The sequence below is a fragment of the Oricola sp. genome, assembly GCF_965230365.1.
GTDB lineage: Bacteria > Pseudomonadota > Alphaproteobacteria > Rhizobiales > Rhizobiaceae > Oricola.
The window spans coordinates 3,150,813-3,162,844 of sequence record NZ_OZ246003.1 but is presented as its reverse complement, the minus strand read 5'-3'; the positions used below and the strand labels follow the sequence as shown (position 1 = coordinate 3,162,844).

The 12,032-nt window shown below is 61.9% G+C and carries 14 protein-coding genes; 8 read left to right on the top strand and 6 right to left on the bottom strand.

The features are described from left to right. Positions 1-95: 95 nt before the first annotated feature. Positions 96-1,040 carry a GH25 family lysozyme gene (locus tag ACO06R_RS15385; protein WP_421851844.1) on the top strand — a complete coding sequence of 315 codons (945 nt, stop codon included), beginning with the start codon at positions 96-98 and terminating at the stop codon, positions 1,038-1,040. Next, complete coding sequence (locus tag ACO06R_RS15380) at positions 1,037-1,744, top strand: glutamine amidotransferase-related protein (RefSeq protein ID WP_421851841.1); 708 nt, start codon at positions 1,037-1,039, stop codon at positions 1,742-1,744. The genes ACO06R_RS15385 and ACO06R_RS15380 overlap by 4 nt, the downstream gene beginning before the upstream one ends. Here ACO06R_RS15380 and ACO06R_RS15375 read toward each other — a convergent pair. Beyond that, positions 1,723-2,451: a GntR family transcriptional regulator gene (locus ACO06R_RS15375; RefSeq protein ID WP_421851838.1), complete on the bottom strand. Its 729-nt coding sequence runs from the start codon at positions 2,449-2,451 to the stop codon at positions 1,723-1,725. The genes ACO06R_RS15380 and ACO06R_RS15375 overlap by 22 nt on opposite strands. A 148-nt stretch (positions 2,452-2,599) precedes the next feature. Here ACO06R_RS15375 and ACO06R_RS15370 point away from each other — a divergent pair, with 148 nt between their 5' ends. From ACO06R_RS15370 to ACO06R_RS15360, 3 genes are read left to right on the top strand one after another with little or no spacing between them, the layout of a single operon-like run. Beyond that, complete coding sequence (locus tag ACO06R_RS15370; protein WP_421851835.1) at positions 2,600-3,757, top strand: LLM class flavin-dependent oxidoreductase; 1,158 nt, start codon at positions 2,600-2,602, stop codon at positions 3,755-3,757. Further along, positions 3,757-4,668, top strand: a complete 912-nt coding sequence (locus ACO06R_RS15365) for an aldo/keto reductase (RefSeq protein ID WP_421851832.1) — start codon at positions 3,757-3,759, stop codon at positions 4,666-4,668. Before ACO06R_RS15370 ends, ACO06R_RS15365 begins: the two co-directional genes overlap by 1 nt. Before the next feature lie 31 nt (positions 4,669-4,699). Continuing rightward, a complete protein-coding gene (locus tag ACO06R_RS15360; RefSeq protein ID WP_421851828.1) occupies positions 4,700-5,203 on the top strand; it encodes a flavin reductase family protein in 504 nt (167 codons plus the stop codon). Here the strand turns inward: ACO06R_RS15360 and ACO06R_RS15355 are convergent. The 4 genes from ACO06R_RS15355 to hemB all read right to left on the bottom strand — a co-directional run bounded on the left by ACO06R_RS15355 (position 5,144) and on the right by hemB (position 8,466). Then, positions 5,144-6,091 carry a DMT family transporter gene (locus tag ACO06R_RS15355; protein ID WP_421851825.1) on the bottom strand — a complete coding sequence of 316 codons (948 nt, stop codon included), beginning with the start codon at positions 6,089-6,091 and terminating at the stop codon, positions 5,144-5,146. The genes ACO06R_RS15360 and ACO06R_RS15355 overlap by 60 nt on opposite strands. Positions 6,092-6,109: 18 nt before the next feature. Then, positions 6,110-6,859 carry an arginyltransferase gene (locus ACO06R_RS15350; protein ID WP_421851822.1) on the bottom strand — a complete coding sequence of 250 codons (750 nt, stop codon included), beginning with the start codon at positions 6,857-6,859 and terminating at the stop codon, positions 6,110-6,112. A 79-nt stretch (positions 6,860-6,938) separates the two neighbouring features. Then, complete coding sequence (locus ACO06R_RS15345) at positions 6,939-7,406, bottom strand: RDD family protein (protein ID WP_421851819.1); 468 nt, start codon at positions 7,404-7,406, stop codon at positions 6,939-6,941. Positions 7,407-7,458: 52 nt separating this feature from the next. Further along, positions 7,459-8,466, bottom strand: coding sequence for a porphobilinogen synthase (hemB, locus tag ACO06R_RS15340; protein ID WP_421851817.1), 1,008 nt, complete (start codon positions 8,464-8,466; stop codon positions 7,459-7,461). 107 nt (positions 8,467-8,573) lie between these two features. Between hemB and ACO06R_RS15335 the strand changes: the two genes are divergently transcribed. Together ACO06R_RS15335 and ldtR are read left to right on the top strand one after the other, a co-directional pair. Then, on the top strand, positions 8,574-9,005 hold the full coding sequence (locus tag ACO06R_RS15335) for a DUF6163 family protein (protein ID WP_421851814.1): 432 nt from the start codon (positions 8,574-8,576) through the stop codon (positions 9,003-9,005). Between the two features lie 131 nt (positions 9,006-9,136). Further along, complete coding sequence (gene ldtR / locus ACO06R_RS15330) at positions 9,137-9,649, top strand: transcriptional regulator LdtR (protein ID WP_421851811.1); 513 nt, start codon at positions 9,137-9,139, stop codon at positions 9,647-9,649. A gap of 78 nt (positions 9,650-9,727) precedes the next feature. Here the strand turns inward: ldtR and ACO06R_RS15325 are convergent, their stop codons facing one another. After that, the gene (locus tag ACO06R_RS15325) at positions 9,728-10,537 is read right to left on the bottom strand and encodes a DUF1295 domain-containing protein (RefSeq protein WP_421851808.1); all 810 of its coding nucleotides are present in this window, start codon (positions 10,535-10,537) and stop codon (positions 9,728-9,730) included. A 127-nt stretch (positions 10,538-10,664) separates the two neighbouring features. Here ACO06R_RS15325 and ACO06R_RS15320 point away from each other — a divergent pair, with 127 nt between their 5' ends. Beyond that, complete coding sequence (locus ACO06R_RS15320; protein ID WP_421859433.1) at positions 10,665-11,939, top strand: L,D-transpeptidase family protein; 1,275 nt, start codon at positions 10,665-10,667, stop codon at positions 11,937-11,939. Positions 11,940-12,032: the final 93 nt, after the last annotated feature.

Genomic DNA, 12,032 nt, shown 5'->3' with positions numbered 1-12,032 from the left:
CATTCGAATTGACTCGGCCTTAGTCATTTTCCGTTAACGCTCGGCTTTCGGCGCGGCTTGCGCCGCGTCTCGGTCTGTTCGCGTCCAGGGTTGTCATGCGTATTCTTCTTGTCGCCGTGCTGGCGACGGCCATTGCCGGTTGCACGGGATCTTCCGGCGTCGACGTACTCAAGATCGAACCCTCGAGCGAGATCACGAGTTCGATCGGCGGACGCCCGGTGCCGTCTGCGCCTATTGGCGGTGATGACCGTCTGGTCGGTACAGAGCGCCAGGGCGTGATCGCCGCGCAGGTGGCCTTCGCTCCGCCGGAGGCCTCGATCAGCCGTTCGAAGAGCAAGCAACCCAAGGTCTACCGACAGCGCTTCGGCGACGCGAAACCGGTGCGGTTCAAGGGGGGCGCGCCGCATCCGTTCCAGGTCCACGGTGTCGACGTGTCGCGCTGGCAGGGCGATATCAACTGGCATGTGCTGCGCCGCCAGGGCGCGAACTTTGCCTATATCAAGGCGACCGAAGGCGGTGACCATCTGGACCCAATGTTCAAACGCAACTGGAATGCTGCTGCCAATGCCGGCATTCCGCGCGGCGCCTATCACTTCTTCTATTGGTGCCGCCCGGGGCACGAACAGTCGGCCTGGTTCATCCGAAACGTGCCGAAGGCCAAAGGTGCGTTGCCGCCGGTCCTCGATGTCGAATGGAATTCCTATTCGCGTTCCTGCCCAAAAAGGCCGTCGCGCGCCGTCGTCCTCAAGAAGATGCAGGTGTTTCTGGACGACCTTGAGCAGCATTACGGTCAGAAACCGGTCATTTACACAACGCCCGATTTCTACCGTGACAATCTGCGCGGTCAGTTCACGGGACACTCTTTCTGGCTGCGTTCCGTCAAGGCACATCCGTCCGAGCTTTATCCGGGCCGCAAGTGGGCCTTCTGGCAGTATTCCGGCACCGGCCTGTCAAAAGGTGTCGAGGGGCATATTGATTTGAACGTGTTCAATGGTACGGAGCAGGGCTGGCACGACTGGCTCTCGCGACGGACCCATTGACAGACACAATCTACGTAATCGAGCACTGGAAACTCGCCGAACCCGACTATGGCCGCCGTCATCTGATTGCGCGCGGCTTCGACATTCGGGTCGCCGAGCCGTGGAAGGGCGAAGCGTTGCCCGAACTGACCGGCGACGAAGCGGGCGTCATGTTGATGGGCGGCCCGCAATATGTGACCGAACTGGACGAAGCGCCTTATCTGGCCGACGAAATGCGCTTTGCCGAAGCCGCAATGGTGCGCGGCGTTCCAGTGGTCGGCATCTGCCTCGGCTCCCAGATGATCGCCCATATTCTCGGTGCGGCGGTGGGTTTCCATCGCGATGGACACATGACCATGGGGTTTTATGAGCTGGCCGTCACCGAGGCGGGCAGGGGGCTGATGCCCGCCGGCCTGAAGGTGCTATCGGGCAATGCCCAGGGGTGGGACATGCCGTCCGGCGTAACACCGCTGGCACATGGCGAAATCTTTCCCAACCAAGCGTTTCAGGCCGGCGCTTCGACGATTGCGCTGCAATTCCATCCGGAAGTGACGCAGCCGATCCTCCACCAGTGGCACGACGAGTTCGGCGGGATGATCGGCGAGCCGGGTACGCATCCGGTTGACGAGCAATGGGCCGCGTTCGCTGAGCACGATCCGGCGCTGAAGGCGTGGTACGCCGGTTTTCTGGACAACTGGTTCGGTCAGGCCCAGCGCGCCGCGTAACAGGCGACTTCCGGGTCGAACCAGTTGCGCGAGAATTCCTCGATCAGGCCGGTGTCGCCCCACGACCGGCGCTCGATATAGCCGAGCATGGCGCCGTGCCGGAAATGGCCGCCGTCCGGCGCGAAGTCCGGGCAAGGCGCGACCGAGACCTTGTCCTCGGTCCGCGCAATGGTAAAGCCCAGCGTCTCCCGGTAGAAAAGATACATGGATTCGGCGATGTCGCGCGGGCTGAGCTGGCCGGCATGGCGCGCGTCGAACCAGATTTCCTCCAAAGCCGCGGCAGACCCGTCCAGAAACCGCAGCCGTCGCACCCGCCAGGCGTGGTCGGAGCGGCCATCGCTCAGCGCCGGCAGATAATCGGGATTGGGGCACAGGTCGAGCGACAGGATACGTGCGGTCGGCAAGCCGCCGCCGCCCTTCAGTTCCAGACGCAGGAACTCGTAGATCCCGCCTGTCTTGGTGCGATGGCGCACATAGGTGCCCGAACCCTGGATGCGCTCCAGCAGACCGCGCTCCTCAAGGAGCGCCAGCGCTTTGCGCAGCGTGCCGATGGCAACGCCAAGCTTCTTGGCCAGTGCCGCCTCCGTCGGCAGGCGCGCGCCGTCCGGCCAGACACCGGCAGCGATCTCGCGGCTGATCGCTTCGGATATCTGCAGGTAAAGCGGCAGGCTGCCGCTGCGCATCTCTTCCGGGGTCACGTCATGCACCGGCGGAACTCCTCGACAGTGAGGTGAGCATATCTGCTTTCAAATGTCATCGCAGCCAAATTCATTCACTATTGATATACATCAAGGCGCGTGCTATTTCTGCAGTGGGCGACCGGCCTCGCCCGGATAATCACGGGAGACAATCGACATGACCGTAGTCCCGGTCAAGAGCGCCGATCTCGACGCTTCCGAAATCGCATGGTTCGCGCCGATCTGTTCCGATGACTACCGCCACCTTGGGGTGCCGGAAGGCGATTTACGGTCGTCCTTTGAGCATACCAGCGACATCGTTCGGACCGCCGACCGGCTCGGTTACCGCAACATTCTCTGCCCCTCGTCCTATCAGGTCGGGCAGGACACCTGGAGTTTCGTTTCAGCGATGGCGCCGCTGACCGAGCAGATCAACCTGTTGGCGGCGATCCGCTGCGGCGAGATCCACCCGGCCATGCTGGCGCGCGCGGTCGCGACCGTTGATCACATGCTCAAGGGGCGGCTGATCCTCAACGTGATCTCGTCGAACTTCCCCGGCGAAGAGGCCAGCGCCGAGTATCGCTACAAGCGCTCCACCGAGGTCGTGCAGATCCTGCGTCAGGCCTGGACGCGCGACGAGATCGACTTCGAAGGCGAAATCTACCAGTTAAAAGGGCTTTCGACCGATCCGGTCCGGCCGTATCAGCAGAATGGCGGCCCGCTTCTTTACTTCGGCGGCTACGCGCCGGACGCGGTCGAGTTGTGCGGCCGGTTCTGCGACGTCTATCTGATGTGGCCGGAACCCGAGGAGCAGCTTGCCGAGCGCATGCGCACGGTCAATGCCCGGGCCGAAGCGCATGGCCGCGTGATCGACTACGGCCTGCGGGTGCATGTGGTCGTGCGCGACACCGAGGCGGAAGCGCGTGAATATGCCGACGAACTGGTCTCCCAGCTTGAGGACGAGAAGGGGTCTGAGATCCGCGGTCGCGCCCTTGACGCGAAAACGCTCGGCGTTTCGCTGCAGGCGGCCAATCGCGAGAACGCCGATGACCACGGCTATGTCGAGCCGCATCTGTGGACCGGTGTCGGCCGGGCGCGCTCGGGCTGCGGTGCGGCGCTTGTCGGTTCTGTCGACCAAGTGCTCACCAAGATCGAGCGCTATCGCAAGATGGGTATTCGCGCATTCATCTTTTCGGGGTATCCGCACAAGGATGAATGCGAAATATTTGGCGAGAAGGTTTTGCCGCAACTGAAAACATGCTCGATGCCCGTGGCCTATGGGCGCGTACCGGCCGAGACACCGGCGACGCCGCTTGGCGTGGGAGTGCGCCGCTGATGGCCATCCCGACGGTTGATCTGGGTCTTGGCGTGCCCTCCATGAGCCGGCTCGTTTATGGCGTGTGGCGTCTGGCCGACGATACGGACACCTCGGATGCGCACATCCAGCGCAAGGTGGATCTGTGCCTCGACCAGGGCATAACCACATTCGATCATGCCGATATCTACGGCGACTACCGGTGCGAGGAACTGTTCGGGCGGGCGCTAACGGCCCGCAACGATCTGAAATCGCGCATCCAGTTGATCACCAAATGCGACATTATGCTGATGTCGGAAAAGTATCCCGACCGGCGCGTAAAGCATTATGACACCTCGGCGGCTCACATTCGCGCCAGCGTAGAGGCATCTCTGCAGCGTCTTGGAGTCGATACGATCGACCTGATGCTGGTGCACCGTCCGGATCCGTTGATGGACCATCACGAAACTGGCGCGGCGCTCGATGCACTGGTCGACGATGGGCTGGCGCGCGGGATTGGCGTGTCGAACTTTATGCCCTGGGATGTCGATCTTCTGCAATCGGCGATGCAACACCAGCTACTGACCAACCAGATCGAACTCAGCCTGCTGGCGCGGGACGGTTTCACCAACGGCCAGATTGCGCAGTTGCAGGCCGCCGGCCGGCCGCCAATGGCGTGGTCGCCGCTGGCAGGCGGCGCATTGTTCGGGCCGAGCGGCTCCGCGCACGATGCCTTGCGCGAACGCCTCGTCGATCTCGCTTCCGCCGATGGCGTTGGGGCGGATGCGGTTGCGCTGGCCTGGCTATTGGCCCATCCGGCCGGGATCATGCCGGTCGCCGGAACGAACAACGTCGGCCGCATCGCGGCCCTATCTGACTGCTTGAAGGTCAAGCTCGATCGCGAAACCTGGTACGAACTCTGGACGCTTGCCGCCGGCAAGGAAGTTCCTTAGGCCGGAAAACACCTTGAGGAAGGCGGAAACGATGAACGCGGATGCTCATGTCAATCTGGAAACGCTCAATCACGCGGCGCTCAAACAGGCCATGGGGTGTTTCGCGACCGGCGTGACCGTGGTGTCCGCCTGCTTCGATGGCGTCGATCACGCCATGACCTGCAACTCCTTCAACACCGTCTCGCTCGACCCGCCGATGGTTCTCTGGAGCATTCGCAAAGTGTCGCACAGCCACCACGCGTTCACCGAAGGCGGCGGCTATACGGTGTCCATCCTCGCCGAGACACAGCGCGACCTGGCGATGAAGTTCGCCCGCGGATCGCTGGAGGAGCGGTTCGCCGGCGTGCCGACAACCCGGCTCTCGACCGGGCGCTTGATGCTGACCGGCGCCGTGGCCTGGTTCGACTGCGCGATCGAAAAGGTTGTCGAGGCCGGCGATCACGATGTGCTGATCGGCCGCGTGCTCACCTTCGCGTCAAACGGTCAGACGCCGCTTGGCTACCTGCGCGGGAGTCTCATCGATCTCGTCGAATAACGTGCGGTAGCTGTGCGGCGGCGGGCCGTCTTCGCGTAGCAATTGCCACAGGCTGTGGGCAAACAGCGCAACGATCAGGATTGCGCCGCCGGTGAGCGCAAGCGGTGTGGGGCTCTCGTCGAACAGCAACCACACCCAGACCGGGGCAAGCACGGTTTCCAGCAGATAGAACATTGCCGCTTCCGGCGCCGGGATGAATTTTGGCGCGGTGGCCAGGCACCAGAACGACACCGGGATCAGGATCGCGCCGTTCACGATAAGCCACCAGGGCGCGTTAACGGACGCAGCCGTCAGTTCCCCGGCATCGACCATCATCACCGCGGCAAGGCTTACAGCGAGCAGACCGCCCATCAGTGGCGCGAAGCCCATGTCACGGCCGCTTGCGCGCGACAGGGTGATGGCGTTCGCTATGAGAAACGACGCCGCCAGCGCGGCGATATCGCCGAAAAGGTTGCCGCTGCCAAGTCCGTCGCCGACAATCAGGCCGACCGCGCCGATCATCACCGCCATGGTCAACAATGTCTGGATGGGCGGCCGCTCGCCGAACAGCAGCCAGCCGATTGCGGCGGCGAACATGCCGTTGAAAGCCAGAATGAACACGACGTTCGCCGCGTTGGTGTTGAACACCGCGGCGACGAAGGCGATGCCCCCCAGCCCGTAAAGACCGGCGACAGCCACGCCGGTGCGGCCGGGCAAGAGCGTCACCGGCCGGCCCTGCCACAAGCCTGCAAGGCCCCAGATAACCAGTCCCGCGCCAAAGGCGAGGCCGTAACGGATGAACTGCACTGGCCAGATTTCGCCGCCGGCGAGCCGCAGGACCGGTATGTCGAATGTCAGGACCAGCGCGCCGCAGAAGGCCAGCAGCAGCCCTTTTTGATGGTTCGTCATGAAAGCAAATAAAAAGCCCTAGTCCCCGAACACTTCCCATCCGGTCGCGGTCAGGTGCTCCTGGGGCCGGAAGCGGGTCTTGTACTCCATCTTGGCCGATCCATCGACCCAGTAACCGAGATAGACATGCGGCAAGCCGTCGGACTGTGCCCGCGCGATGTGGTCGAGGATCATCCAGGTTCCAAGCGAGCGATGCTGCTGATCCGGATCGAAGAAGGAGTAGACCATCGAGTAGCCATCGGACATGCGGTCAGACAGAGCGACCCCAAGCAGTGGACCGTTGCTCGAACCGGTCACAAAACTGTCGGCGTCGCGCTGCCGGTACTCGATGATCTTGGTCTGGACATGGGTGTCCTCGACCATCATCGCATAGTCCAGCACGGTCATTTCCGACATGCCGCCCTTGCGATGGCGCGCATCGAGATAGCGACGGAACAGCGAATACTGCTCGCTGGTCGGCTCCGCGGCATGTTCGACGCCAATCAGGTCCCGATTGACCTTGGAGATTCGCTTGAGGTTCTTGGACGGCGTGAACCGGTCTGCCACGATGCGCACCGATACGCAGGCACGGCAGGCCTCGCAGGCGGGCCGGTAGGCAATGTTCTGGCTGCGCCGAAAACCGCCCTGCGTTAGCAGGTCGTTCATCTGCGGCGCCTTGTCGCCGACAAGATGCGTGAAAACCTTGCGCTCGAACTGCCCGTCAAGATACGGGCAGGGCGACGGCGAGGTCAGAAAAAACTGCGGCGATTTCGGTGAATGCTGGGTCATTCGGCTTTCTCGCGAGCGACGACAGCTTTGGCGAGAAAGCGGAAAAGGTCAATACGGTCGGAGCGCCGGCGGGAGCACTCTAGAGCACATTGTCGCGGACCACGACCGTACCGAGCGCCAGATCGTGCAGTGTCCGCTTGTGTTCGAGCACCAGCGGGGCCAGCAGCAGCGGAAAGAATATGACCGTCTGCGCCCAGAACAGCACTGCATGCACCACGGCTGTCAGGAAGTCGATGCGCCGTCCGTCATAGCGTTCCAGCCGGATTCCGGTGATCCGCATGCCCACGGTCGCCTGCGCCGGCCCGCCCAGCGTCCAGCCGATATAGGTCAACGCCACCAGCGGGCCGAGGATGAAGTAGAGCAGCCAGGCCGCGCCCAGCGTTGCGAAACCGAGCAGAAAGACCACCGGGATGGCGAGCACCAGCAGGATGAACACCATCGCGTAATCGACCAGAAACGCCATGATCCGACGCGTGCGGACCCCCTGGAAGAGGCGCCAGTCGTCAAAACGGTCGGTCTCGTATGTGTAGGTCTGCGCGTCAGCCATGCCTCACCCTTTCTGGGTTCGAGGTGGTGAGTAGCCTGTCGGTTTTCAAGTTTCAGCCCTTCTCCTGCAGGATTTCCGCCGCCCGTGGCGCGAAATATGTCAGGATTCCGTCGCAGCCCGCGCGCTTGAAGGCGAGCAGGCTCTCCATCATCACGCGCTCGCCGTCGAGCCAGCCATTCGCGGCGGCAGCCTCGATCATCGCGTACTCGCCGGACACCTGATAGGCGAATGTCGGCACCTGGAACGTGTCTTTCACGCGGCGACAGATATCGAGATAAGGCAAGCCCGGTTTCACCATGACCATATCGGCGCCTTCGAGGAGATCGGCCTCGGTTTCGCGCATCGCCTCGTCGGTGTTGGCGGGATCGATGTAGTAGGTCTTCTTGTCACCCTTCAGCACGCCGGCGGTACCGATCGCCTCGCGGTAGGGACCGTAATAGGCCGACGCGAACTTGGTCGCATAGGACATGATGGCCACGTCTTGGAAGCCGGCGTCGTCCAGGGCATCGCGAATCGCTCCGACGCGTCCATCCATCATGTCGGACGGTGCGATGATGTCGGCGCCGGCCATGGCCTGGCCAACCGCCGCCTTGGCGATCTTTTCCACAGATTCGTCATTGACGATGATCCCGCCTTCCAGCACGCCGTCATGCCCGTGATCGGTGAACGGATCGAGCGCCGCGTCGGTAATGATGCCGATGTCGGGTACCGCCGCCTTGATGGCTCTCGTCGCGTGGTTGATCAGATTGTCCGCATCCAGGCTGTGGCTGCCGGTCCGGTCGCGTTTCTCGATCGGTATGTTGGGGAACGTGGCGATTGCGGGAATCCCCAGTTCCCGGGCTCTCTGCGCCGCCGCAATGGCACGGTCCACGGTCAGCCGCTCAACGCCGGGCATGGCGTCGATGGGCTCTACGGCATCCTGGCCTTCGATCAGAAAAATCGGCCAGATCAAATCGCTGACGGTCAGGTCGTTTTCACGGACGAGCCTTCGTGACCAGTCATCCCGGCGCATTCTTCTTAGGCGTTTGCTTCCGGTTATCTCGTCCACGCTTCTGTGCATGCGTTTCTTTGCCCTTCGCCGGTTGTCGACTATCTGATTTTGCCTAGCATGGTGGGTCGGGATAGGCCATTGGCATTGCGGGGCGGAGAATGCGAGCGGACGAGGAAATGGCGACGCTCAGCGATCAACTGCGGGAAGTAGGACCAACTGCGGCCCAGACGGCGCTCGTCTGGCTCCTTAGGGTCATGTCTGTCGTCACGATGGTTTCAGGGCTCAACTACTGGGTTCAACTGACCGGGATCGACAACGCCCTGATGCCGCGCTTCGATCTGTTGCCGTTGCACTGGCAGGTGCCGGGCGTCATCCTGGCCATTCTGCTTCCATGCGCGGCGATGGGCATGTGGATGCTGACGAGTTGGGGCATCGTACTCTGGTGCGCCGCGATGCTGCTGGAAATCGCGATCTACGGGATTTGGTCCGACAGCTATGTCTGGCGGCCCTATCTGGTTGCCGGCCATGTCGTGAAGTTGCTTGTCCTCGCGGCCATTCTTGCTGTCGTTTTGATGCAAAGGTTTCGTGCCAGAACAAGTGATCATTAACGTTGTTGCAGATCAGTTTTGCCGTAAGCTGTTGTTAACGATGGCGTTTAAGTCGAATTTTAGTTGGATTGGCTAGTTTGCCTGCAACGGTGAGAAAAACATCACCGGCACAACAGAGAGGCAAACTGATCATGATGAATGCGACCAATATGGTGGGCGCTGCCCGTGCCGATTCGTCTTCCAAGGAAGTCAGGGATCTTTATCTGGAGTCCCTGCAGCTGGTTGAGCGGTTGCACCGCCGTCTGCTGGATGTCGTCAAGGACGAATTCGACCGTGCAGGCCGCAGCGATATCAATGCCGTGCAAGCCCTGCTGCTGTTCAACATTGGTGACAATGTTCTGACGGCGGGCGAACTGCGTTCGCGCGGCTTCTATCTCGGTTCGAACGTGTCCTACAATCTCAAGAAGCTGGTCGAACTCGGCTTCATCGATCACAAGAAATCCCAGTCGGATCGCCGTTCGGTCCGGGTGAGCCTGACCGAGAAGGGCAAGGATGTGGCCGATATCGTCGCCGAGCTCTACGATCGTCACATCCTGTCGATCGAAGCCGTTGGCGGTATTGGAACCAACGAATTCCAGGCGATGAACCGTGCTATGCAGCGCCTTGACCGGTTCTGGAACGACACGATCCTCTATCGGCTTTGATCCGATGAGACCGGATTGAGAAAGGGCGCGGCATCCAACTTTGCGCCCTTTCTGCGGATTTGGTCCGCTTAGCTGGCGTTATTCCGCCGGTTGCCGGCTGCGGCCGCGAATCGTCAAGGCGGGTATGAGACGCGGCACCTGCTCGGCGTATTCCTCGAATCCATGCCGGGTCCGGCGCATATGCGCTTCGGTCAGCGGTATAGAGACGCCGGTAATCGCGGCAATCAGCAAGACTGGCCCGGCAAAAACCACCAGCCCGCCGCCAAGCGCACAAGCGCTTGTCGCCAGCCCGCACCACAACACGATTTCTCCAAAGTAGTTCGGGTGTCTCGATCGCGCCCAAAGCCCGGTCCGTGCGATCATGCCGGCGCTACTAGCGCGCGTCGATTGACGGGCTCGGTGCAACTGAAGGTCAGCCACCCACTCGATCGTCAGCCCGGTGGCATAGATGGTCAGGCCGACCCAGAAGAGGACCGGCGAAACAGCGCCGGAAGAGCCGCCGGACAGCGCGCCATGCACGGGCGCTGCAATGATCCATTGCAGCACGCCTTGCAAGAGGAAGATCGTGAACAGGCTTTTCCACCAGAAGCCGGGCCCGCCATGCGTGCGCATGTATGCATAGCGGCCGTCTTCGCCCGACGAGTGCCGATGCCGGCGGATCAGATGCGCCGCAAGGCGGAAAGCCCAAAGCGTGACCGCGGCGAAGAAAATCCACTGCAGTGGAGTAATGGTTTCCAGCCGGAACACGTGGATTGCGGCGATCACCGCAAAGCCGGGCCCCCAGTAGTAATCGATGACGCCAGCATCGCGTAACCAAACATGAATTAGCCATAATGCTGTGAATGCTCCGAGCGTCGGGGCGAGGGTTTGCAAGAGGGCGACAGTCATTCGTAGAGCGCAGCTCTCTGGATCGCGGAACCGTGATCATGGTTTCCGCTTTGTTAAGTTGACGGTGCTAGCGATCCGGCGAATAACAACCGGGTAGCACCCTTGCTGACGGATACGCAGGTGAATGATGAGCGGATTTAAAAAAGCCAGCCGGCGGCAGTTTCTCAAGGGTGCAGGCGCCTTCGGCGCCATGTTGGCGGGAACGGCCCATGCCGGCGCCCAGGACTCGCTGATCGAGATCCTGCGATCGCCGCGCCGCGGCAACTGGGACGATCAGTTCGACGCCGTGGGAACGCGTGCGCCTGCGGTGCGCACCCGGCAGCCGATCCTGAGCCCGGCAACGGTTTCCTATGTCGAGCAGGCGATTGCCGACTATCGCGGCATCGTGGTGCGCGGCGGCTGGCCGCGTATCGACCTGACCGAGCAGTTGCGTGTGGGATCCTCCAGCCCGGCCGTCCGGCAGTTGCGGCAGCGGTTGGCGGTATCCGGCGACCTGTCGCACAACGCTGGCGACAGCCCGGTCTATGACACCTTTCTCGATGCCGCGGTAAAGCGCTTTCAGGAACGCCACGGTGTTCCGGCCGACGGGATCATCGGCGAGGTGACGCTGGCGGCCCTCAACGTTTCGGCGGAGACGCGGCTGGGCCAACTCGAGACCAATCTGGTCCGCCTGCAGTCGATGTCCGGCTTCCTCGGCGACCGCTATGTGATGGTGAACATACCGGCCGCAGAGATCGAGGCGGTGGAGAACGGTCGCGTGGCGCAGAACCACAAGGCTATCGTCGGCAAGGTTGACCGGCAGACGCCGATCCTCAATTCGCAGATCCACGAGGTCATTCTCAATCCCTATTGGACCGCGCCGAAATCGATCATCGAGAAGGACATCATTCCGGTCGTGCGCGAGGATCCGACCTATCTGGCGCGCAACTCCATCCGGCTGTTCGACCCGCAGGGCAACGAAGTTCCGCCGGAGATCGTCGACTGGACGACCGACGAGGCGCTGCGACTGCGCTTCCGCCAGGATCCGGGCAAGATCAACGCCATGTCCTCGACGAAGATCAATTTCCACAATCCGCATGCCGTCTACATGCACGATACGCCGGAGCGCAGCCTGTTTGGCCAGTTGCTGCGCTTTGAATCCTCTGGCTGCGTGCGCGTGCACAATGTGCGCGAACTGACGATATGGCTACTTCGCGATACGCCGGGATGGTCGCGCAACCAGATCGAGGCGGTCGTTGCCGGCGGTGAGAACACCGAAGTCCCGCTTACCGTCGCCGTGCCGGTCTACTTCGTCTATGTCAGCGCCTGGTCGACAGGCGACCGCGTGGTCCATTTCCGCGATGACATCTACGGCCTGGACGGCGTCGACGAGTTGCAGCTTACCTCGACAACGACACTTTGAATGCCAGGGCCTGCCGGCCCGCGCAATCTGTCGGGTAACGCCAGATTCTCTTCGCGATCAGACATGGCAACGGCGTTGCATCCGTGATATTGC

Coding starts and splice junctions, on each gene's coding strand:
- ACO06R_RS15360 (WP_421851828.1), top strand. CDS start 4,700: ATGAACGCGGATGCTCATGTCAATCTGGAAACGCTCAATCACGCGGCG.
- ACO06R_RS15350 (WP_421851822.1), bottom strand. CDS start 6,859: ATGACCCAGCATTCACCGAAATCGCCGCAGTTTTTTCTGACCTCGCCG.
- ldtR (WP_421851811.1), top strand. CDS start 9,137: ATGATGAATGCGACCAATATGGTGGGCGCTGCCCGTGCCGATTCGTCT.
- hemB (WP_421851817.1), bottom strand. CDS start 8,466: ATGCACAGAAGCGTGGACGAGATAACCGGAAGCAAACGCCTAAGAAGA.
- ACO06R_RS15355 (WP_421851825.1), bottom strand. CDS start 6,091: ATGACGAACCATCAAAAAGGGCTGCTGCTGGCCTTCTGCGGCGCGCTG.
- ACO06R_RS15325 (WP_421851808.1), bottom strand. CDS start 10,537: ATGACTGTCGCCCTCTTGCAAACCCTCGCCCCGACGCTCGGAGCATTC.
- ACO06R_RS15345 (WP_421851819.1), bottom strand. CDS start 7,406: ATGGCTGACGCGCAGACCTACACATACGAGACCGACCGTTTTGACGAC.
- ACO06R_RS15365 (WP_421851832.1), top strand. CDS start 3,757: ATGGCCATCCCGACGGTTGATCTGGGTCTTGGCGTGCCCTCCATGAGC.
- ACO06R_RS15385 (WP_421851844.1), top strand. CDS start 96: ATGCGTATTCTTCTTGTCGCCGTGCTGGCGACGGCCATTGCCGGTTGC.
- ACO06R_RS15335 (WP_421851814.1), top strand. CDS start 8,574: ATGGCGACGCTCAGCGATCAACTGCGGGAAGTAGGACCAACTGCGGCC.
- ACO06R_RS15320 (WP_421859433.1), top strand. CDS start 10,665: ATGAGCGGATTTAAAAAAGCCAGCCGGCGGCAGTTTCTCAAGGGTGCA.
- ACO06R_RS15370 (WP_421851835.1), top strand. CDS start 2,600: ATGACCGTAGTCCCGGTCAAGAGCGCCGATCTCGACGCTTCCGAAATC.